Genomic DNA, 21,398 nt, shown 5'->3' on the forward strand with positions numbered 1-21,398 from the left:
TTGGTGTTTGAATGCAGCAATTGGCGTAAGACATATCAAAACCGACATAACTGTCACACTACTCATCGCACACTCATGTTGAGTAATTACCGATATTAATGCGGCTCACAGGCAATTCTTTGTTTGTGATGACTGACGTGCCCTTAGAGCATCCCCTTCCAGCCGGGAGGCTGCAACGCGTAAACCACGGGATCAGGCACCATGAGATAGCGATATTCAGTGACAGGTAATTAAGACAATAAAAGATAAAGACAACGAGAAATTATCAATGAAAAGAATGTTGATTAACGCAACTCAAAAAGAAGAGTTGCGTGTCGCTTTGGTTGATGGCCAGCGACTTTACGATCTAGATATCGAAAGTCCTGGACATGAGTCAAAAAAAGCAAATATCTATAAAGGACGTATTACCCGTGTTGAACCTAGCTTGGAAGCTGCATTTGTAGATTACGGAGCTGAGCGTCACGGTTTCCTTCCTCTAAAAGAAATTGCCAAAGAATATTTCCCAGATGGTTACTCTTACCAAGGTCGCCCAAGCATCAAAGAGGTGCTGACTGAAGGTCAAGAAGTCATCGTTCAAATCGAAAAAGAAGAACGTGGTAGCAAAGGTGCGGCATTGACCACCTTTATTTCCCTAGCGGGTAGTTACTTAGTTCTTATGCCAAACAACCCACGTGCCGGCGGTATCTCCCGTCGTATCGAAGGGGATGAACGCACCGAATTAAAATCTGCATTAAGCACACTGGAACTACCGCAAGGTATGGGTCTTATCGTGCGTACGGCAGGCGTTGGTAAGAGCGCTGAAGAGCTAGAGTGGGATTTAAACGTTCTGCTTAAGCACTGGGCCGCCATCAAAGATGCTTCTGAATCCAATCCAGCACCTTTTTTGATTCATCAAGAAAGTAACGTAATCGTTCGCGCGATCCGCGACTATCTACGCCGTGACATTGGTGAAATTCTTATTGATAGCAACACCATCTATGAACGTGCCAAAGAACACATTCAGTTGGTTCGCCCAGATTTTGTTAATCGCGTGAAGAAGTATGACGGTGAAGTGCCACTGTTTAGCCACTACCAAATTGAAAGCCAAATCGAATCGGCTTTCCAACGTGAAGTGCGTCTGCCTTCCGGTGGCTCTATCGTTATCGACCCAACAGAAGCACTGACGTCTATCGATATCAACTCTGCTCGTGCAACAAAGGGCGGCGATATCGAAGAAACCGCACTGAACACCAACTTAGAAGCAGCAGATGAAATCGCTCGCCAGTTGCGTCTTCGCGACCTTGGTGGTCTTGTGGTGATCGACTTCATCGATATGACACCCGTACGCCATCAACGTGAGGTAGAAAACCGTCTGCGTGAAGCCGTTCGTCTCGATCGCGCTCGCGTTCAAATCGGCCGTATTTCTCGCTTTGGTCTGTTAGAGATGTCTCGCCAACGCTTGAGCCCTTCTCTTGCAGAAGCAAGCCATCATATCTGTCCTCGTTGTAGTGGTACAGGTGTGGTTCGCGATAACGAATCTCTTGCTCTTTCTGTTCTTCGTCTTATCGAAGAAGAAGCACTTAAAGACAACACTGCTCAAGTATTGGCTGTTGTACCAGTGCCTATCGCCTCTTACCTTCTAAATGAAAAACGTCGCTCTGTGAACCACATTGAACGTATTCAAGAAGTGAAGATCACCGTTGTTCCAAACTCTGATATGGAAACGCCGCATTTCGAAGTGATTCGTGTGCGTGAAGGTGAAGAAGTGGATCTGCTTTCTTACCTGCTACCGAAGAAACTCGAAGCAATGAAAGAAGCGGAAGGCAAAGAGAGCCCCGAAACCGAATACAAGCCGAAGAAAATCGAAGAGCCTGTGCTTAAAGGTTTTGCTTCTCCAGCGCAATCTGTGCCAGCTCCAACTCCAGCGCCAAAAGCAGTGGTTGCTAAAGTGGCAAATGAAAAACCGCAGGCAGAAGAGAAACCGGGTTTGTTTGGTCGCTTAATCAAAGCATTGGGTAGCTTCTTATTCGGTTCTGCTGAAGAAAAAGCAGAAGCAGAGAAGACCGAACGCAAAGACGACCGTGAAAAAGGCAACCGTCGTCAAAAACGTGACCGTAACGATCGTCGTCGTAATAACCGCGACAACCGCGACAACAATCGTGACCGTGATGGCAAACGTCGTCAGCGCAATCGTGATGAAAACGTCGTTGAGACTCAAGATGAAGCAATCAAACCACGTTCTCAGCAAAAGCGTAAGCAGAGACCGGCTCAAAACAAAGCAGATAATGCAGTAGAGAGCAAAGCAAACGCGAAAGTGGCAGAAAAAGGCCTACAGCTTGCTGCCGAAGCACAAGGTGCGTCGAAGCAAGAAGGTCAGAAAACGCCAAGCAAAGCGGAGAAAGTGAAAGAGCGCCGTCAGCGTCGTAAACTCAACAAACCTGTTCGCGTGAAAGATCAGCTAGAACAAGCTGAAGAAACGCTTATGGATGTAGCTCCAGTCGTTGAAGCAGAAGTCTTTAATAAGCAAAACACACCGGTATCTGAGAAATCAGAGAAAGTGGTTGCTGACTCTGTCGATGCGATGGACAACAACGAAAACGAAGAAAAACCACGTCGTAATCGTCGTTCTCCTCGTCATCTACGAGCAAGTGGACAACGTCGTCGTCGCGGTCGTGATCGTCGCCCTAACCCATTCCGCCTACGTAAAGGTGGGGTTGCCTCTCCAGAAATGGCCATGGGTAAAGTGATGCCTCGTTACATTCCAAAACCAGTTGCTAAGAAAGAAGAAGCGGTTAAAGAAGAGGTTGTAACAGCCGTTGCTGCAGTACCTGCAATGCAAGGTGGTGTCGCATGTCCAGAAATGGCGATGGGTAAAGTGATCATCAGTCGCGATATCACCGCTGCACAAGCACCGACTGAAACGAAGCCAAAACGTTCTAAATCTCGTCACAACAGGCCAGCAAAAGCAGCCGTTGTTGAGGTGGTTACTGAAGAACCAATGGTAGAGAACGCGGCTGTAGCACCGATTCAAGAAACTGAAATTCAGAAAATCGAGCCTCAAGTTGAAAGTGCTTCACAACCAGTAGAACAGGTTTCTATCGAAACTACAGAAGTAGTGGCAGAAATCGTTGAAACGACTGAGGTTGTCGCAGAAGTGGAAAGCGCAACGGAAACAGTCGCAAACGAAACCGAAGCAACTGTGGCAGTAGTCGGAAGCTCTATCAAGGTAATTAAAGCGCAAGCTTCAGCACCGATGACTAAGGCACCTGGCCCTCAAGAGCTTATTGAGATCCAAGTTGTCGCGGCACCATTTAAAGCAGAGCGCTATTCACAGCGTGGTGCGGGTAGCCAAGTGGCGACAAGTCAAGCCTCAGCGGCAATGACAAAGCCTGAAATGGTGTAACGCCTTAAGCTAAAAACATAAGGGTCATCTTCGGATGGCCCTTTTTATTACTTGTAAATATCCATTCATCACCCTAATCATTATTGAACTTAATCACACTTTTCTGTAGCATCTTGCGACTCAGCTTTTCGGCACGGGTGCAAACAAGCTCTTTTTTCCTCAATCAGCGAACCTCAATCGCAGATCAAGGATAGGTTTCAGTTTTAATGCTTTGCGAACTTGTGTCGGGTAAATTCATTTAACGATATTAGCCAAAACACATGTTCGAATTTCCTCAATTTTCAAAGCACTCAGTAAAAAATGATGTGCTCTCCGGGCTCACCGTTGCGCTAGCATTGGTGCCAGAAGCCGTTGCTTTTGCCTTCGTTGCTGGCGTTGACCCTATGGTTGGCCTCTACGCAGCCTTTATTGTGGGTTTAGTCACTTCGATTTTCGGTGGACGTCCAGGTATGATTTCCGGCGCAACTGGCGCAATGGCAGTTGTCATGGTTTCGCTCGTTTCTTCACATGGTGTCCAGTATCTGTTTGCCGCGATTATGCTCGCAGGTATTTTGCAGATTGCCGCTGGTCTATTTAAACTGGGCAAATTTATCCGTATCGTGCCGCATCCAGTTATGATCGGCTTCGTCAATGGTCTCGCGATCGTGATTTTCCTCGCGCAACTCGGCCAGTTTAAAATGGCGGATGCAGCAGGTGGACTCACTTGGTTACCTCAAGATCAGATGTTGCTGATGTTGGGCCTTGTCGCTCTTACTATGGCCATCATCCACTTCTTACCAAAGTTAACCACGGCCGTCCCTTCATCTCTTGTTGCCATCGTGACGGTAACAGGCTTAGTGATTGGCTTTGATCTTGAAACTCGTACGGTGGTTGATTTCCTACGTACCATGTCTGGTGACGAAGGCGCCACTCTCGCGGGTAGCCTACCGACCTTTGCTTTACCGATGGTTCCTTTTAATCTGGAAACCTTGCAAATCATCTTCCCATACGCGGTGATTCTTGCGGCTATTGGTTTGATTGAATCACTATTAACGCTCACCGTGTTGGACGAAATGACCAACACCCGTGGTCAGTCAAACCGAGAGTGTATCGGGCAGGGTATGGCAAACATGACCTGTTCTGTCTTCGGAGCAATGGGTGGCTGTGCGATGATCGGCCAATCGATGATCAACGTCAATTCAGGTGGCCGAGGGCGTCTTTCAGGCATCGTTGCTGCTGTGGCGCTTCTGATGTTTATCTTGTTTGCTGCCGCACTGATTGAAATGATCCCTCTTGCTGCTCTCGTTGGGGTAATGTTTATGGTGGTGATCGGTACCTTTGAATGGGCCACCTTCAAGCTGGCACGCCGCGTACCTAAGCAAGATTTCTTTGTTATCGTGCTCGTGACGGTCGTAACAGTGATGACAGACCTAGCAGTGGCAGTTGCTGTCGGCGTGATAGCTTCAGCACTGATGTTTGCTTGGAACCACGCAAAACACATTTACGCAGATACCCGTATGAACGAGGAAGGTTCTAAAGAGTACAGGATTCACGGTCCTATCTTCTTTGGTTCAACGGCTAACTTCCTTGAACTATTCAACGCGCAGCAAGACCCAAGCGATGTCATCGTCGACTTTGCCGATTCTCGTGTTACCGATCACTCGGCAATCGAAGCGATCGAAACATTGGCGGAGCGATACTCTGCCGTAGGCAAAACGCTGCACCTGCGTCATTTGAGTCCAGATTGCCGCAAGTTGCTTGATAAGGCTGGAAGTTTGGTCGAGATTAACGTCAAAGAAGATCCGAGCTATAAAGTCGCCACCGACGTACTCGCGGGATAATCACTTTAGGGGATGAGTTCACGTCATCCCCTTTTTTGTAGGGTCGTTAGTTCTTTGCAACGTTCTCAAGAATCGCTTCTGACGCGGCTTCGATAAGATCCAGCACCAAATCAAACCCTTCCTCACCGCCGTAATAAGGATCAGGAATTTCATCCACATCCAACTCTGCATGGCTGAGAAACAGTGACACTTTGTGACGATACTCCTTTGGGCAAATATCAAAAAGGTCAGCTAAGTTCGCTTTGTCTGCCGCTAGAATCATATCGAACTTAACAAAATCTTCGGCGTCAACTTGACGCGAACGAATGCCACTAAAAGAGTAACCACGTTGCTGCCCTGCCTGCATGGCCCGATGATCCGGCGTGTTGCCTGCGTGGTAACCTATCGTCCCTGCAGAATCCACTTCTACATCAACCCCCAGTTGCTGTGCTTTTGCTCTTAATACGGCCTCTCCAGTTGGGGAACGACAAATGTTTCCCATACAGACAACCAAAATTTTCTTCATTCTATCCCCTGTAATATCAGTGGTTTTTCTTCCATTCGACATGGTCTATCATAGCCGCAAAATCGAAAAGCTGAAAAGGGATGTCTATGTCTGACGAAAGCGTATCAAGCGAAAACCTATCCACAGAGCAAGTAAAGGCTCAGCGACACAAAGAGCGCCAACAAAAAGTGAAAGAGCAAGTCGACGCTAAAATTGCTCAAGCTCAGGAAGAAAAGGGACTGCTTCTCGTCATTACGGGCAATGGAAAAGGCAAATCAACCTCCGGTTTTGGGACGATCGCTCGCGCAGTTGGGCACGGGAAAAAATGCGCCGTCGCTCAGTACATTAAAGGAACTTGGGACAATGGCGAGCGTAATCTTTTAGAAAAACTGGGCGTTGAGTTTCAAGTGATGGCGACGGGTTTCACTTGGGAAACACAAAACAAGGAAAGCGACACTCAAGCCGCTCAAACGGTATGGAAAGAGTGTCAGCGTATGCTTCAAGACGACTCGATCGATGTGGTGCTCTTTGATGAGCTAACCTACATGGTGAGCTATGGCTATGTCGAATTAGATGAGATGGTTGAAGCGCTCAATAATAGGCCCAAAATGCAATCGGTCATCATTACTGGACGCGGCGCTCATCGCACCTTAATTGAGATGGCTGATACCGTCTCCGAAGTAAAAAATGTGAAACATGCGTTTGAATCGGGCATCAAGGCACTAAAAGGTGTCGACTGGTAACGGAAATGCTTTTACCTACGCCAATCTATAAACAGGGCGACATGATGTCGCCCTGCTCTTTCTATGACTTAGCTAGTTAAACAAGCCTTTAAGTAAACCATCCACCGCCTCTTTGGTTTTCTCATCTTTGATCTTATCGGTCAACTTCTCGACTCCACGGTCAATCTCTTTTTGGGCTTTTTGCTTTAACACATCATCAAACACCAACTTGAATTTTGGATCCGCCCAACTGCCTGAAATATTAATAGGAATGGTCACGTCTCTCAGTTCGTCGATGTCCTTACCGCCTTGGCCTTCTAGCGATCCCACAATTGAAGTGCTGACCGTAAAATCAACCGTTTGATTGATGTAGTTTGCTTCCCCTTTCCCACGAATACGCAGTAGCGGAGATTGCATGTGCATGTTATTGGTTGTCACCTTGCCTTTGTTCAACGTCAACGTTGCCGTCATTGAACTGAAGTCGGTTTTTTGCACCCCATCAGTGGCATCTAACTTTTTACCTTTAATCTTGGCGTAGTTTTCACGAATCATTTGCGCGACGTTAATGCCGTTGACGGCACCATCAGCAAAATTAATTTCAACCGTGCCGACAAGGTTTTTCTGAATACCGCTTGGCGTTAAGCTTGATCCCTTCACATCAACATCGATATTGCCAGTACCTTCCAGCTTGTCGTTTTGTGCCACGTCCACCAACAGCGGTTGCACCTGAACACCTTTGATGCGTTTTTTCACACTATAAGTGGCTGGTGAACGACGTGCATCCAGTTTCGCGCTGGCATTAATAGAACCTTGATACAGATTGGCATCAAAGCGATCTAACGTCGCGATGCCACGGTTCACCGTGAACTTGGTGATGACATTTTGCAGCTTGGCATTATTGGCTTTGAGCTTATCAATACTCACTTGGCCAATCACATCCAACGTTTTTAATGCACTCAGGTCAGGCTCAACTTCGTTGTTTGCCTCTGGATGCGCGTTTTTGTCATTGCTGCTGTTTGTGCTTGCCGTTTCTTGCGATGGCTGCGTTAGGCCGAGAAATTCATCGAGATCAATCTCTGGACTATGCAATGAAAAGCGCACTTTCGGAATCTCAGCTAACGTCACATCGGCTTTACCGTCTAATGCAATGGCGTTGGCGGTCAGTTTATTCAGCACAAGCGATAGATGGCTGCTTGGCACATCAAAGGTCACCTCGGAGCTCATTGCCACCTTCATTGGCGATTGAGGCAGTGATTTCCCATTTAATTGTGACTCCAACTGGAATGCCTTCACCATCACTGTGCTGATGGCTGCATCCACATGCAACTGCGCCGAGCCATTGGCCGAAAGCTCCATGCCCGATGCTTGGCCTTTGATTTCAAATGTCAGTGCGTTGTCTTTATCAAACTCGAAAGTGTCCAGTACCAACTTGATGGTATCCATCTTCGTGGCTGGATCGCTAAACTGGCTGTTTAGCTCGATATTACGCAGAGCATAAGAAGAGAAATCTTGCGCCAACTGAAACTCAAGCTTGCCGTTTGCACTGAACTGTTGCTGGTTGTTTTTTCCTTTGGCTGAAAATTCCGCTTTGGTCCATTGATCAAAGGCGAACTCTGAAAGTGAGAAATTCACATCATAGAGTTCAAGTGAAGTACCTGCTTGTCGATCTTGGTTAACGAGTTTGGCATTGCTCACCGTGATCCCGGCCAGCTCCATACGCCAACCTGCCGCCGCACCAGGTTGCTGGGATGCATCCGTGGTAGGCTCCGAACTCACCTCTTGCTGAACCGTTTCTTGTTGCGCTTTCTGCTGCTGAGTCAACGCATCAATATTCTTTTGCCCATCTTTACGCGTCTCTAGATGGAACTCCGCACCATCAAGGCGAACATCACCAATTTGCAAGACTTTATCAAGCAGAGGCATCACCGAGATATCGATCCCAACGCTCTCAACTTTAAATAAGTTTTCTTGAGAAAAGCCCTGAGGATTCTTTAATTCCGTTTTGCCTAGAGAAAAACCAATCGAAGGAAAAAATTGCCATTCAATGTCGCCTTCAATCACCAATTCTAAACCCGTTTGCTTGGCCACTTGTTCGGTGATCAGCGGTTTAAATTGATTGGGGTTCACTAAGGTCACTAGCGCTATCGCAGCCATTACGACAACCGTGATAGGCGCAGCCAGAATAAGGAACAGTTTTTTCATATGCGTATTCCTTTGCATGCAAGAGTTGAGACAAGAACAGAGATAACACCTATTTTACGCGGTTCTTGCTCCAAAAAAAGAAAGTGGCACTTAAAGTGCCACTTTCTTAAATAAAAATAAAGCTCGCTGACAAGACAATGACTTAAGCTTTCAATAGTTTTGCAATGTGCGCTTTCAGTACGTCAATCGCGATGCGGTTTTTACCACCACGTGGAACGATGATATCTGCGTACTGTTTAGACGGCTCAATAAACTGCATAAACATTGGACGAACGGTTTTTTGATACTGTTTGAGTACCGATTCCATCGTACGACCACGCTCTTCCACATCGCGTTTCACACGGCGAAGTAGACAGATATCAAGTGGCGTGTCCATAAACACAGTCGCATGCATCAGATCACGCAGACGAGGATCCGTCAGAAGCAGGATGCCTTCTAGAATGATCACCTTCTTTGGTGTCATCGTGGTGGTGTTTTCAGTACGAGTGTGTTCCGTGTAGCTGTATTCAGGTACTTCAACCGACTCGCCTTTCATTAACTTTTCTAAGTGTTCACAAAGAAGATCGTGATCAAGTGCATTCGGGTGGTCATAGTTTGTTTTAACGCGCTCTTCCATACTCAGATGGCTTTGGTCGTTATAGTAGCAATCTTCCGTAATCACACCGATTTGATGGTCTCCCACCTTTGCACGTAGTTCGTTATAAATCGTACTGGCGATGAGGCTTTTACCAGAAGCAGAAGCGCCAGCAATACCGACGATGACGCATTGACTTTTTTCAGACATTAGTTGCACCCGATGATGATTTTTTGCAGTGGGAATAAGATAAACCGCCTGATTATAAGGAGTTCACTCATTAGATACTAGTCGCTTTTCCCAGTTTCGTGGTGCATTGTGTGTACTACGAAGAATAATAAACCAGGCAAACGTTTACCTGGTCATTATTTATTCTTTAACTCGCAATAAAATCATCCGTCTATACGGGTAAACAGGATCGTTTCAGGCTTTGCCTTACCATTCCAATACATCGAGCTGCATATCTGCAAAGCAAGCTGACGGTATATTCTGCCGTGCTCGCTCTCTGGCCTTGCGACCACCGTCGGCACACCCGAGTCGAGATCTTCACGAACGCTGATATGCAATGGCACTTGCGCCAGCAAAGATAAACCAAACTGTTGCGCCATTTGTACCGCACCACCTTGGCCAAAAATGTGCTCTTTGGCACCGCATTGTCTGCAAATGTGGTAGCTCATGTTTTCCACAATACCCGCCACGGGAACACCGATCTTTTCAAACATCGCGGCGCCCTTCTTCGCATCGGCTAACGCAAGATCCTGCGGTGTGGTGACGATAACACTGGTAGTAACGGGTATTTGCTGTGAAAGAGTCAACTGAATATCCCCAGTGCCAGGAGGCATATCGATCACTAAGTAGTCCAAATCTGGCCACTCAGTTTCATTCAGTAGTTGAGAGAGCGCTTTCGATGCCATCGGCCCACGCCAAATGGCCGCTTCATTCTTATCCACCAAGTAACCAATAGAGTTGGTGTAGATGCCGTGCGCGAGGATCGGCTGCATCCATTTTCCGTCACGAACATCCGGTCTTTGATCGACACTCCCCAGCATGATAGGCAAAGAAGGCCCATAGATATCCGCGTCTAGTAATCCCACTTTTGCGCCTTGAGAAGCGATCGCTAGCGCAAAATTCACCGCTGTGGTTGATTTACCCACACCGCCTTTAGCGGACGTGACGGCAATAATATTCTTAACCCCACGAACAGGCTGAGAAACTTGAGTTTCTAACGCCTTAACTTGCTGACTTACCGTGAATGCAAACGGTGGAACCGCACCACGCTGCTGTTGCTGAACAATCCACTCGCTGAGCGCGTCTTGAAGTTGCTGAGCAGCAAATGGGAACTGAATGGCGAAAGTACCATCGGCTTGAACCATCACAACACCATGCACTTCGCTCCATTGCGGGGCTAACGTTTCGTGCTCAAACTGATTCAACCAATGACAAAAATCTTGTTTAGAAGTGAACTGATGCATAACTCCTCCTTTTTCGACATCCTATCACCGAGTCTTGTCTGACTGAACCCTAAAAAAACCAGGTGATTATCCTTGTCAGCACCTTGGACTTAAAGGTTTCCTGAGTTAGTATTACCAATCAATTTTTATACCTATCGAGATAAGCGAATATTAAGTATGGCAAACGATCCAAGAAACTTTCCCCCAAGGAAATTGCTGGTAACTTGTGCCCTTCCGTACGCTAACGGTTCGATCCACCTTGGCCATATGCTTGAGCATATCCAAGCGGACATTTGGGTTCGTTACCAACGCCTACGCGGCAACATTGTAAACTTCATCTGTGCTGACGACGCTCACGGCACGCCAATCATGCTTAAAGCGCAACAGATGGGTATGTCTCCAGAAGAGATGATTGCTGCGGTGAGCATCGAGCACCAAAAAGATTTCGCTGGCTTTGATATTAGCTTCGATAACTATCACAGTACGCATTCCGATGAGAACCGTGAACTGGCTTCTCACATTTATCTGCAACTGAAAAAAAATGGGTTTATTTCAAGCCGCACTATTTCTCAGCTGTTCGACCCAGAAAAAGAGATGTTCCTACCCGATCGTTTCGTGAAGGGAACGTGTCCGAAGTGCAAGTCTGAAGATCAATACGGTGACAACTGTGATGCTTGTGGCGAAACCTACAGCCCAACAGAATTGATCAATCCAAAATCTGCCGTCTCAGGCGCGACGCCAGTGATGAAAGATTCAGAGCACTTCTTCTTCGACCTGCCTCAGTTTGAAAGCATGCTAAAAGAGTGGACTCGCTCTGGCTCTCTACAAACTGAAACCGCAAACAAAATGCAAGAGTGGTTTGAGTCTGGTCTGCAGCAGTGGGATATCTCACGTGATGCACCTTACTTCGGTTTTGAAATTCCAGGCGAAAAAGACAAGTTTTTCTACGTTTGGCTAGATGCGCCAATCGGCTACATGGGTTCATTCAAAAACCTCTGTGATAAGCGTGATGATCTTGATTTCGATGAATACTGGAATAAAGACAGCAAAACGGAGCTGTACCACTTCATCGGTAAAGACATCGTTTACTTCCACAGCCTGTTCTGGCCAGCAATGCTGGATGGCTCTGGTTTCCGTAAGCCAAATAACGTTTTTGTTCACGGCTACGTAACCGTAAACGGTGCGAAGATGTCGAAGTCTAAAGGTACGTTCGTGAAAGCGAGCACTTACCTTGACCACCTAGATCCAGAGTGTCTGCGTTACTACTACGCCGCGAAACTAAACAGCCGCATTGACGACCTAGACCTTAACCTTGAAGACTTTACTCAGCGCGTAAACGCTGACGTCGTCAACAAAATTGTTAACCTAGCATCACGTAATGCAGGCTTCATTGCGAAACGCTTTGAAGGCAAGCTCGCTGAAAACTTCGTCGAGCCAGAGCTTTACAACGAATTTGTTGCCGCGGCAGATCGTATTGCTGAACTTTACGAAGCGCGTGAGTTCGGTCGTGCAATCCGTGAAATCACAGCATTGGCGGACAAAGCTAACCAATACGTTGATGAAAAAGCACCTTGGGTTGTGGCAAAACAAGAAGGCAAAGATCAGGAACTTCAGGAAATCTGTTCTGTTGGTATTAACCTGTTCCGCGTTCTAATGACTTACTTGAAACCAGTCATGCCTGCTCTCGCCGCTCGCACTGAAGCCTTCTTAAATGAAGAGCTGACCTGGGAAGGTGTTGCTCAGCCATTAACGGCACACGAAATCACCGCATTTAAAGCGCTGTTCAATCGTATCGATCCGAAAAACATCGAAGCCATGATTGAAGCATCAAAAGAAGATGCGGCGGCTGAAATGGCGGCAAAAGAGAAAGCAGAAGCCTCTAATGCAGCTCAAGAGACTGAGCTAAGCAAAGATCCAATTGCCGAAGAAATTGAGTTTGATGACTTCGCCAAAGTGGACCTTCGTATTGCCAAAATCGTTGCTTGTGAATCGGTGCCAAAAGCTGACAAACTGTTGAAATTCCAATTGGATATCGGCGGTGAAATGCGTCAAGTCTTCTCTGGTATCAAAGCGGCGTACAATCCTGAAGATCTTGTCGGCAAGTACACAGTGGTTGTGGCAAACTTGAAACCACGTAAGATGAAGTTTGGTATGTCTGAAGGCATGATCCTAGCGGCAGGCCCTGGTGGCAAAGATCTTTGGATCCTTGAACCACATGAAGGCGCGCAGCCAGGCATGCGCGTGATGTAATTCAACACTTCAATCTTTCAAAGCCCTGCACCCGCAGGGCTTTTTTGTGCCCAAAATCACACTATTAGTGCATTTGATGCACCAAATTAACCATAGACTCAAATTAGAACATTTCATCTCATTGTTTTGTAAAGAGATTTAATATGGCATCAAAACTGCTCCTATTATGCCATGCCCAAGCCAGTTGCTACTGCTGGTCGATAGAGTATGAGTGATTCTCCCTACGCATAGAGATCTTGTGCTGTAGAGAACCACAACGCACCGTAGTAGATCCAACATGGAAGGGCTGAGTATCATGCATACAAGGAGTCTGCTATGTTCGTTCTACTATCATCTCTCATTTCAATTGCAATCTTGCTCGTACTGTTTTATCTCTCCCACAAACGAGAGCGTCAACAAGAGCAAAAATATCAAGTGATCAGCACACTACGTGAGATTGTGCAGCTTTTGAGACAGCATCGCAGCGCAACCCACTTGAGTCTTTTGTATAAACAAGTGCACTCTAGCGAAATCCATCGTACCCAAACGGAAGTACTGGCCAAATGCCAAGCACTGATCGAGCTTGCTTCAGGAGAAAGCAAACCGTTGTATCGGATTTTACTCAGTCAATATCAAACTCTATTCTCACACTGGCAGGAACAGAGCATTGCCAAGAATCAGTTTTTGCACGGCAAAATGCTGCGCCACACATTGTTTCTTGTCGATGAAACGACCGTGGCTTGGCTAGCGGAATCTGAGCGCGACGAACTAATTGATGAGTATCATTGTCATTGGCAGGTGATCATTGAAAATCTCGATGCATTGACGCAATTGCGTATTGCGATTCAAGACTTACATCAACCACAAGGAAGGGAACGCTTTGCCCATTGTGCGCAGCGCATGGTTAGGCGTTTGAATCAGCTCACTTTACTTAGCCCTTATCACATTGCAGCACCGGCGAGCGTAGAAGTCATACGCGAGCTAGAAATGTACGCGAACTTGCAGCAGGAAAAGTTGAACAAGGTTAACGCCTATGAGCTAACCTCGCTCATCTCAGCCACGATTTTCCGTTGCTACGATGAGATGCTGGATGAAATGATTGAGAGCCTCTACTTGCCGTTACCCAGATTAGCACTGCGTTTTAACTAGCATGCACTTGCTGCGAAGGACAATGCACCTACGGGATGCTGAGAAACAAAAAACCTCAAACATGGTTTGAGGTTTTTTGTTTAAATTCGTTTGCTTTTAATGTGTTTGGCTCTTCTTCCAAACCACCAATTCAATCCATAACGCTTCAAGTTCACTGATTTCTTCTTCTGTAAGTAAAGCAAGTGTTGAAGTCGTATGCGACGATGCACTTGATTGCAGTGAATAAATTTGCGAATAAAAATCCTTTTTTAATTGCGTCTTAATTGTATCCACTCTGATTACCCGTCAGTAAACCTACAATAACTGAATTAACTATTTCATATAATTTTCAAAAATGATAACAGCTTGTATGATAATTGCACAATTAATTACTTGTTATGGAATAATTGTCACATTCTTTTTGTGTGAATATTTCGGATCGAAATAACAAAGAAAATGATCAAAATAACGACAGGAAAGATCCAAAGTAATAATGTACTGCTATTTATTGGCGGATTATATAACACCATATTGCCATATCGGCTGGTCATAAAGTCCACCACTTCTTGATCGCTTTTCCCATCATTTATTTGGCTATACACAATAAAACGCAGATCTCGCGCCACTTGCGCATTGGATTCAAGCAGATTCTGATTCTGGCATTGGGGGCAGCGCAGTTCCTTGGATAAACGTATTGCTCTCTCTTGCAGCTCGACACTATGAAACTGAAACAAATCAACGTGATTAGAGCTTGTATTCACGTTCTCTGCCTGACTAGAGAAAGAGACAAAAGCAATGAATAAGACAATCCATGTCGATAATAATGTTCTATTTAAAATACGTAGCAAAATGTTTATCCCACTGTTTTTGATCTAATTTACCTCGAAATTTGATCATTATTTCCCCATTAGGGTTTATTAAGTAGGTTTCCGGTGTGCCAATCACGCCAAAATCGATTGAGACGATCCCGTCTGGATCATAAATCACCTTGGAATAAGGGTTACCTTCACTTTCCAAATAGTCCAACGCTTCTCGCTTATTATCACGATAATTTAAGCCAATCACGTCAATACCCTGCTGTTTAAGCGACATAATAAACGTATGCTCATCTCGACAAATCCCACACCAAGATGCCCAAACGTTCATCACACGGTATTGATCGGAAATAAGATCTTGCGTTGTGATCGTATTCGCCGAAAAAAGATCTTTTGCGTCAATATTGGGCAAGGGAATCACAGTGGCAGGCGTTGTGTGACCAGCATTTTGTCGTTCAATGCCCAAGACTGCGGTAAACGTAACGATGCCGACGATGCTCACCAACACAAGCAACTTAATAACTTTGTTGTTCACAGTAGCGCTCCACCTTAACGCGTTGCTGAACTGGCTGCAATGCAGTGAACACCGCAGCGACAACCATCAAACCGCCTAGCCAGATCCACCAAATGTAAGCACGGTATTGGATCTTCAACGCATAGGCTTTGGGCCCGACTTTCTCACCCAGAGTCAGGTAGTAATCCCCATGCCAAAAAGACTTGATCGCGGGCTCTGTCATGTTCATAACCCTCACCGGATAATGCCGTCTTTCAGGCAACAATTGAAATTGCCTATCGGCAAGGATGAGTGCGACCGACGCTCGCTCTGCGGTATAGTTTGGTCCAATGGACCAGTCAATCCCCTGATAACGAATGGAAAAGCCATCAAACTGATGGTACGAGTCAGGTTCCACACGAACATTTCGTTCAAACGAATGTTGGGCATTCATCATCGCGCCCAGGCACACCAATGCAATACCAATATGAGAAAGCACCATTGGCAGTTTTTGGCGCCTCTTTGTCGGTGGCATCACAAACAATAGCCGAAGGTGACTGACGATCACCCAGGTCGTAACACACCAGAACAACAAAGTCATTGGCGCCCATACCTGCACTTGCAGCAAATAGAGCATGGCACCGAGTACCGCTGAGAGCACAAACTCCGTCAAAACGCGTTTGCGGCTCTGAAACAGTCCTTGCTGCCATTTTAGTAACGGCCCCCACCCCATTGCTAGCAGCCCTAAGAGGCTTAATGGTGCAATCATCGTATTGAAATACGGTGCACCCACTGAGATGCTTCCAAGCCGCAACAGCTCATAAATCATTGGGTAGAAGGTGCCAAGGAACACGGTACTGGTTGCGATCAGTAACAGTCCCATCGCCACCAGTGTAAGGTATTGGCGACTTAGCCAATGGGTAATGGCTTTGGCGGGAATGCTATCGCTTTTGAGGATCAATAACGCAAAAGTGAATAAAAAAATGAACGCCATGACCAGCAAAAGCACAATACCTTTGGTTGGATCCACGGCAAACGCATGGACCGATGTCAAAATCCCCGAGCGGACAATAAAAGTGCCGAGAACACTGAAACCGAAGGTCAAAAACGCGAGCACATAGCTGGATTTATTGACCCCACCTTGCCGCTTTGATTGAACAAGTGTGTGTAACAAGGCGGTTGCTGTTAACCAAGGTAGCAAAGAGGCATTTTCAACCGGATCCCAGAACCACCAACCTCCCCAGCCTAATTCATTGTATGCCCACCAGGAGCCGACAATAATGCCTAAGGTGAGAAAGCCCCACGCAACCATCGCCCAGTCTCGGCCAGCCTGAAACCAATGATGGATGGACGATGGCTGTAACAACGCCGCCACCCCCAACGCCAGGATAGAAGCGAAACCAACATAACCAAGGTACAGTAACGGAGGATGCAAAATGAGCCCAACATCTTGCAACATTGGGTTGAGATCGCGTCCATCACTGGCCAGTGATGGCGCGTACTCGAATGGGTTTGAGGTTAACAGAGTAAACCAGGCGAAAATGGCAGTCAGCATGAGCATTACCGCAATATAATCGGCTTTATACTGCGATGAGAACTCATCACGAGATCGAATCAAGCAAGCCCATAAACTTAAGGTGACGACCCAAAACAGCATCGAGCCTTGATGTCCTCCCCAACTCGCCGCAATTTTAAAAATCACGGGTAATTGGCTATTGGAATGGCTTGCCACGTAAGCCAATGCGAAATCATCAGCAACGAAAGCAAGAATCAGATACAACAAGGAAAAAGCAGAGCTGAGCGCCACTAAATACCCACAACCCAACATTAATGCGAGGGGTGTTTGCTTCGATAACAGTCGATTCATGGCATGCAGTATCACTGCCACACTACTGCCGACTGCCGCAAAAATCAGGCAAATTAGGCCCAGTTCTGCCTCCATCTATACTCCTTAATTAGACAACCGTCATCTGGCCGGCGTACAAAATAAAGGTACGCAGCATCAAAACGCCAACCATGCTAAGTGTCGTGACCACAAAAATATAAGCATGTTTATGCCTCACTTCGGCTGGTACTAACCAGTTGAGTGTCAGCGGTAGCAACATACCAATCAGCACCACACCAACCCAAAACCACTGCGCCCAAAATCCACCAGAGATAGCATTCCAAGCCGCCATTTCCGCTTGTCCACCCGCAAAGATCAACCCGGTGAAGAATGTGACCAATACAAATAACTCAAACAAGACCACAGGACGCTCAAAGCCATGTACCCAACTGACACTTGGATCTTTTACTGACTCTTTAAACACCAAAATACCGAACATCAAACACGCGGCAGCACCTGAAGACAAACTGGAGAAAAGAAACAGCAGTGGCAACACTGGATTATTGAGCATCGGATACGTTTTCAATGCAGACAGCAGGAAACCCGTATAAGCCGCGAGCACTAACGCTAAAAAGGCTAAAAACAACTCGATGCTGTTTTCAAAACGCTTGAACCAGGTCAACAAGCCATCAACAAAGGTCAACTTATCACCGAGAAAATCAACGATCGTTTTCTGAAAGATAATCCCAATCCAAACAAACAACACAGCCATGTACACTTGGAAGAGAATAACCCCCATCGACATAACGGAAGTTGGATTGTAGAAAATCATGATCTTCCAAAACTCAAGAGGTTTGGTTAAGTGAAAAATCAAGATCGTTAAACCCGAAATGATGCCAAACGGCGCCAGCCAAGCCATCGCTTTCATGATGCCATTTTGTGCTGGATCGCCGACAATCACCTTGCGTTTTAAGTACACGGTGATCATCACCGCCCCTGCAGACATACCGGCAAGGAAAAGATAGATCGCAATGATCCAATCCCAAACCAGAGAATCAAAGTGGAATGCAGATTCAAATCCGTTCATGCTACACCTCCCCTTTTTGATGTGGGATTTTGAATAATTTGGGTTTCGTGCCTAAGTGCACTTTGTCGCGGTAATAGACCTTCTCAGTCAATACTCGATTCACGTCACTTTGCGGATCATTTAAATCACCAAAAATTAGTGCCTTAGTTGGACAAGATTCCACACATGCAGGTAGTTTGCCTTGAGCCAAATTGGTGTCACGACAGAAATTACATTTATCGGCCGAGTGATCAACTGGGTTAAAGAAGCGCACTTGATATGGACACGCGGCAAGACAATAACCGCAACCGACACATTTTTCTTTGTGTACATCCACGATACCCGTTTTTTCATCTTTGTACGCCGCACCGGTAGGGCAAACATAAACACAAGGTGGGTTTTCACAGTGTTGGCAAGATTTACGGGTGAAACGGTAATCGACATTCGGATACTCACCGTGCGGCTCACTGCGTATGATCTCCAACCGACTCACACCTTCAGGAACCTTATTCACTTCTCGGCAGGCATCGGTACAAGCCGTACATCCGATACAGGCGGTCTCGTCGTGGATCATGCCATAACGAATCGCTTGGCCCTTATCCTCCTCCGCAAACGCTAAGCGCCCAGTCACCATAGAAGTGCCAGCAATGCCCGTTGTCATGATCAACGCACCACCACCAGCTAGGAAATTTCGTCTTGAACAACTCATATTACCTCTCCTCTTCTTTCTGGTTAAAGTCAGAGTGGCAATCCACACACATCTTGATTTTCTCTTTGCGCTCCAAGCCCAATACTTTGGCTTTGTTGGCATGAACATCATGACAATTCGAGCAAGTCAGATTTTTCGCGTGCACATCATGGGTCCAACTGTCTTCTTGCAGATACTGAGGTTGGTGGCAGTCGGTACAAGCACTGTTGGCTTTCAGAATAGCACTGGTGTCCATGAACACTTTTTCCGTACCTTGTTTAGATTGCGCCGAAGAGTATTTAGTAACAAGGGGTGCGCCCTCTCGGTGGTCTGGTCCAATGTTGTTGTGACATTCCGTACAGTTAACTTCTCGACCGAGAATTTTATGCGCATCTTCTCCATGAGAACCAGAAAGTGTTTCCTTCGAGTCCTTATGGCATTGAACGCATTTGTAATCACGGTCACGGATCAGTTCGACCTGGAATCGCGACGAGTCAGTGGCTTCTGTGGCTACAGAAGTGTCTGCTATCGCTGAGAATGAATAGCCATAGAAAGAGAATGCGAGAATAGATTTCAGCATTATGACTATGGCCAATTTTATATTGCCCATTTTATCCTTTCCTTATCCAAATAATAATTGAGAATTATTTTCAATTATTTCTTTGGTGATAAATTAATTCCTTCGAAATAACACGATTATTTCAAATGACATCAATTCTTATTTCGGAAAAGCCACAACGCTATACCTGCCATTCATCATAACTCTACTACTCTTTAGTAGTATCTATTTTTTGCTTAAAAAGCGACCTTAGTCACTCATTTTCTGTTGTGAAATTTTGCTAAATCATTGAGTTAAAAAAGAATAAACCTACCCCTTTAGGGGTATATAGATCTTATCGTGATAGCGATCACCTATCTAAATTGATCTAAAGCAATGAATATATTTTCGCCAATTCTTTTCTAAATGTTACTGACCTAATATAAACATCAGATCTCCAATTCTTATTTGGAAATAGCAAACTCACAACGCTGCTAATAAAAACGAATATGGAGATAACACCGTGAGCATAAAACACTGGATGGCTTCCTCAGTCTCAGTGACTGCCCTTGTGATGACAGCATTGCTGAATATCACTGCAGTTTCTGCAGAAGAAAAAGGACTGGTTGATCCGCGTAACGACGCATTTGAACTAAATCACCCAGACCAATATCAATCTTGGAAAAAAACCTCTGAAAGCGTCGAAATTGAAGATGCCTTAGCAGAAGATCCAAATATGGTGATTCTCTGGGCGGGCTATGGCTTTGCTAAAGATTACAACAAAGCGCGCGGCCACTTTTACGCATTGGACGATGTCAGACAGACACTGCGTACTGGCGGACCCCAAGATGCGAAATCAGGCCCAATGCCAATGGCTTGTTGGAGCTGTAAAAGCCCAGATGTTGCCCGCGTAATTGATGAGCGTGGCGAAGATGGTTACTTTGAAGGTAAGTGGGCACGTTTAGGGGCGGAAATTGCTAATCCTATTGGCTGTGCCGACTGTCACGATACCCGTAGCGAGAAGTTCAAAAACGGTGAGCCAGAGCTCGCATTGACCCGCCCTTATGTAGAACGCGCTTTCCAAGCGATCAACAAACCGTTTGAACAGCAATCTCGCTTAGACAAACAAGCATCGGTTTGTGCTCAGTGCCACGTTGAATACTACTTTACTGGCCCAACCAAAGCCGTCAAATTCCCTTGGGATATGGGCACAGGCGTACAACAAATGGAAGAGTACTATGACGCTCTAGGCTTTGCTGACTGGACGCATGCGGTCTCTAAAGCACCCATGTTAAAAGCGCAGCACCCAGGTTTTGAGACCTGGCGTGAAGGTATTCATGGCAAAAATAAAGTGGTTTGTGTTGATTGCCATATGCCGAAAGTGAAGAAAGAAGATGGTACCGTCTACACCGATCACAAAGTAGGTAATCCTTTCGACCGTTTCGAAGATACCTGTGCACAGTGCCACACTCAGAGTAAAGATCAGCTACGTGAAATTGTCTCTACCCGCAAAGCGCAGGTACTAAACATGAAGTTGACTGCCGAAAAACAAATCGTAGCGGCTCACTTTGAAGCGGGTGCAGCGTGGAAAGCGGGCGCTACTGAAGATGAGATGAAACCGATTTTGCAAGATATTCGTCATGCTCAATGGCGTTGGGACTACGCGATCGCATCACACGGCGTCCATATGCACGCACCTGAAGTGGCACTTGAAGTGTTAGGCACTGCGGTCGATCGTGCAGCAGATGCCAGAACCAAGCTCGTTCGTCTCCTTGCTACGAAAGGCATTACCGAGCCAGTTCAAATTCCAGACATTTCCAGCAAAGCTGCTGCACAAAAAGCACTTGGTATGGATATGGAGAAAATGAACGCAGAGAAACAACACTTCTTAAAAACCGTTGTGCCTGACTGGGATAAAGCCGCTGCGGAGCGCGAGTCTAAATACTAGCCAAGTACAACTAACCAAAAACGTCAGCCTTCA

17 protein-coding genes are annotated in these 21,398 nt (G+C 46.1%); 6 read left to right on the forward strand and 11 right to left on the reverse strand.

Annotation, left to right across the window (positions count from 1 at the left end):
* Positions 1-268 precede the first annotated feature (268 nt).
* The gene (rne, locus tag AOT11_RS01355) at positions 269-3,382 is read left to right on the forward strand and encodes a ribonuclease E (RefSeq protein WP_017422313.1); all 3,114 of its coding nucleotides are present in this window, start codon (positions 269-271) and stop codon (positions 3,380-3,382) included.
* 260 nt (positions 3,383-3,642) lie between these two features.
* Positions 3,643-5,202, forward strand: a complete 1,560-nt coding sequence (locus AOT11_RS01360; RefSeq protein ID WP_017422314.1) for a SulP family inorganic anion transporter — start codon at positions 3,643-3,645, stop codon at positions 5,200-5,202.
* A 46-nt stretch (positions 5,203-5,248) separates the two neighbouring features.
* Here AOT11_RS01360 and AOT11_RS01365 read toward each other — a convergent pair whose 3' ends face one another.
* Positions 5,249-5,707 (reverse strand): low molecular weight protein-tyrosine-phosphatase, encoded by a 459-nt coding sequence (locus AOT11_RS01365; protein ID WP_026060841.1) that lies wholly within the window; start codon positions 5,705-5,707, stop codon positions 5,249-5,251.
* Positions 5,708-5,787: 80 nt separating this feature from the next.
* Between AOT11_RS01365 and cobO the strand changes: the two genes are divergently transcribed.
* A complete protein-coding gene (gene cobO, locus AOT11_RS01370) occupies positions 5,788-6,429 on the forward strand; it encodes a cob(I)yrinic acid a,c-diamide adenosyltransferase (protein WP_017422316.1) in 642 nt (213 codons plus the stop codon).
* 72 nt (positions 6,430-6,501) lie between these two features.
* Here the strand turns inward: cobO and AOT11_RS01375 are convergent, their stop codons facing one another.
* From AOT11_RS01375 to apbC, 3 genes are all read right to left on the reverse strand, one after another.
* Positions 6,502-8,610, reverse strand: a complete 2,109-nt coding sequence (locus AOT11_RS01375) for an AsmA family protein (protein ID WP_026060843.1) — start codon at positions 8,608-8,610, stop codon at positions 6,502-6,504.
* Positions 8,611-8,752: 142 nt separating this feature from the next.
* Complete coding sequence (gene udk / locus AOT11_RS01380; protein ID WP_011080832.1) at positions 8,753-9,394, reverse strand: uridine kinase; 642 nt, start codon at positions 9,392-9,394, stop codon at positions 8,753-8,755.
* A 182-nt stretch (positions 9,395-9,576) separates the two neighbouring features.
* Complete coding sequence (apbC, locus tag AOT11_RS01385) at positions 9,577-10,656, reverse strand: iron-sulfur cluster carrier protein ApbC (protein ID WP_017422317.1); 1,080 nt, start codon at positions 10,654-10,656, stop codon at positions 9,577-9,579.
* 156 nt (positions 10,657-10,812) lie between these two features.
* On the opposite strand from apbC, the gene metG reads away from it, so the two are divergent.
* Both metG and AOT11_RS01395 read left to right on the forward strand, forming a co-directional pair.
* Positions 10,813-12,885 (forward strand): methionine--tRNA ligase, encoded by a 2,073-nt coding sequence (gene metG, locus AOT11_RS01390; protein WP_017422318.1) that lies wholly within the window; start codon positions 10,813-10,815, stop codon positions 12,883-12,885.
* Positions 12,886-13,200: 315 nt separating this feature from the next.
* Entirely contained in the window at positions 13,201-14,013 is an 813-nt protein-coding gene (locus tag AOT11_RS01395) for a hypothetical protein (protein ID WP_017422319.1), read from the forward strand.
* Positions 14,014-14,109: 96 nt separating this feature from the next.
* On the opposite strand, the gene AOT11_RS23560 is transcribed toward AOT11_RS01395, so the two are convergent.
* The 7 genes from AOT11_RS23560 to nrfB all read right to left on the reverse strand — a co-directional run bounded on the left by AOT11_RS23560 (position 14,110) and on the right by nrfB (position 19,489).
* Positions 14,110-14,286, reverse strand: a complete 177-nt coding sequence (locus AOT11_RS23560; RefSeq protein ID WP_011149954.1) for a hypothetical protein — start codon at positions 14,284-14,286, stop codon at positions 14,110-14,112.
* Positions 14,287-14,402: 116 nt separating this feature from the next.
* Entirely contained in the window at positions 14,403-14,840 is a 438-nt protein-coding gene (gene nrfF, locus AOT11_RS01405; protein ID WP_017422320.1) for a heme lyase NrfEFG subunit NrfF, read from the reverse strand.
* The gene (locus AOT11_RS01410) at positions 14,821-15,342 is read right to left on the reverse strand and encodes a DsbE family thiol:disulfide interchange protein (RefSeq protein ID WP_017422321.1); all 522 of its coding nucleotides are present in this window, start codon (positions 15,340-15,342) and stop codon (positions 14,821-14,823) included. Before AOT11_RS01410 ends, nrfF begins: the two co-directional genes overlap by 20 nt.
* On the reverse strand, positions 15,323-17,242 hold the full coding sequence (locus tag AOT11_RS01415; protein ID WP_017422322.1) for a heme lyase CcmF/NrfE family subunit: 1,920 nt from the start codon (positions 17,240-17,242) through the stop codon (positions 15,323-15,325). Before AOT11_RS01415 ends, AOT11_RS01410 begins: the two co-directional genes overlap by 20 nt.
* A gap of 13 nt (positions 17,243-17,255) precedes the next feature.
* Positions 17,256-18,212, reverse strand: coding sequence for a cytochrome c nitrite reductase subunit NrfD (nrfD, locus tag AOT11_RS01420; protein ID WP_011080838.1), 957 nt, complete (start codon positions 18,210-18,212; stop codon positions 17,256-17,258).
* 1 nt (position 18,213) lies between these two features.
* Positions 18,214-18,900 carry a cytochrome c nitrite reductase Fe-S protein gene (gene nrfC / locus AOT11_RS01425; RefSeq protein ID WP_017422323.1) on the reverse strand — a complete coding sequence of 229 codons (687 nt, stop codon included), beginning with the start codon at positions 18,898-18,900 and terminating at the stop codon, positions 18,214-18,216.
* A 1-nt stretch (position 18,901) separates the two neighbouring features.
* A complete protein-coding gene (nrfB, locus tag AOT11_RS01430; protein ID WP_017422324.1) occupies positions 18,902-19,489 on the reverse strand; it encodes a cytochrome c nitrite reductase pentaheme subunit in 588 nt (195 codons plus the stop codon).
* A gap of 451 nt (positions 19,490-19,940) precedes the next feature.
* Here nrfB and nrfA point away from each other — a divergent pair, with 451 nt between their 5' ends.
* Positions 19,941-21,365, forward strand: coding sequence for an ammonia-forming nitrite reductase cytochrome c552 subunit (gene nrfA / locus AOT11_RS01435; protein WP_017422325.1), 1,425 nt, complete (start codon positions 19,941-19,943; stop codon positions 21,363-21,365).
* Positions 21,366-21,398: the final 33 nt, after the last annotated feature.

It is taken from the genome of Vibrio vulnificus NBRC 15645 = ATCC 27562, from assembly GCF_002224265.1.
GTDB lineage: Bacteria > Pseudomonadota > Gammaproteobacteria > Enterobacterales > Vibrionaceae > Vibrio > Vibrio vulnificus.

Bases quoted from the DNA above. Each gene is read 5' to 3' on its own strand.
- nrfD (WP_011080838.1), bottom strand. From the start codon at position 18,212: ATGAACGGATTTGAATCTGCATTCCACTTTGATTCTCTGGTTTGGGAT.
- nrfC (WP_017422323.1), bottom strand. From the start codon at position 18,900: ATGAGTTGTTCAAGACGAAATTTCCTAGCTGGTGGTGGTGCGTTGATC.
- AOT11_RS01415 (WP_017422322.1), bottom strand. From the start codon at position 17,242: ATGGAGGCAGAACTGGGCCTAATTTGCCTGATTTTTGCGGCAGTCGGC.
- apbC (WP_017422317.1), bottom strand. From the start codon at position 10,656: ATGCATCAGTTCACTTCTAAACAAGATTTTTGTCATTGGTTGAATCAG.
- AOT11_RS01395 (WP_017422319.1), top strand. From the start codon at position 13,201: ATGTTCGTTCTACTATCATCTCTCATTTCAATTGCAATCTTGCTCGTA.
- AOT11_RS01360 (WP_017422314.1), top strand. From the start codon at position 3,643: ATGTTCGAATTTCCTCAATTTTCAAAGCACTCAGTAAAAAATGATGTG.
- AOT11_RS01375 (WP_026060843.1), bottom strand. From the start codon at position 8,610: ATGAAAAAACTGTTCCTTATTCTGGCTGCGCCTATCACGGTTGTCGTA.
- metG (WP_017422318.1), top strand. From the start codon at position 10,813: ATGGCAAACGATCCAAGAAACTTTCCCCCAAGGAAATTGCTGGTAACT.
- cobO (WP_017422316.1), top strand. From the start codon at position 5,788: ATGTCTATGTCTGACGAAAGCGTATCAAGCGAAAACCTATCCACAGAG.
- AOT11_RS01365 (WP_026060841.1), bottom strand. From the start codon at position 5,707: ATGAAGAAAATTTTGGTTGTCTGTATGGGAAACATTTGTCGTTCCCCA.
- udk (WP_011080832.1), bottom strand. From the start codon at position 9,394: ATGTCTGAAAAAAGTCAATGCGTCATCGTCGGTATTGCTGGCGCTTCT.
- rne (WP_017422313.1), top strand. From the start codon at position 269: ATGAAAAGAATGTTGATTAACGCAACTCAAAAAGAAGAGTTGCGTGTC.
- nrfB (WP_017422324.1), bottom strand. From the start codon at position 19,489: ATGGGCAATATAAAATTGGCCATAGTCATAATGCTGAAATCTATTCTC.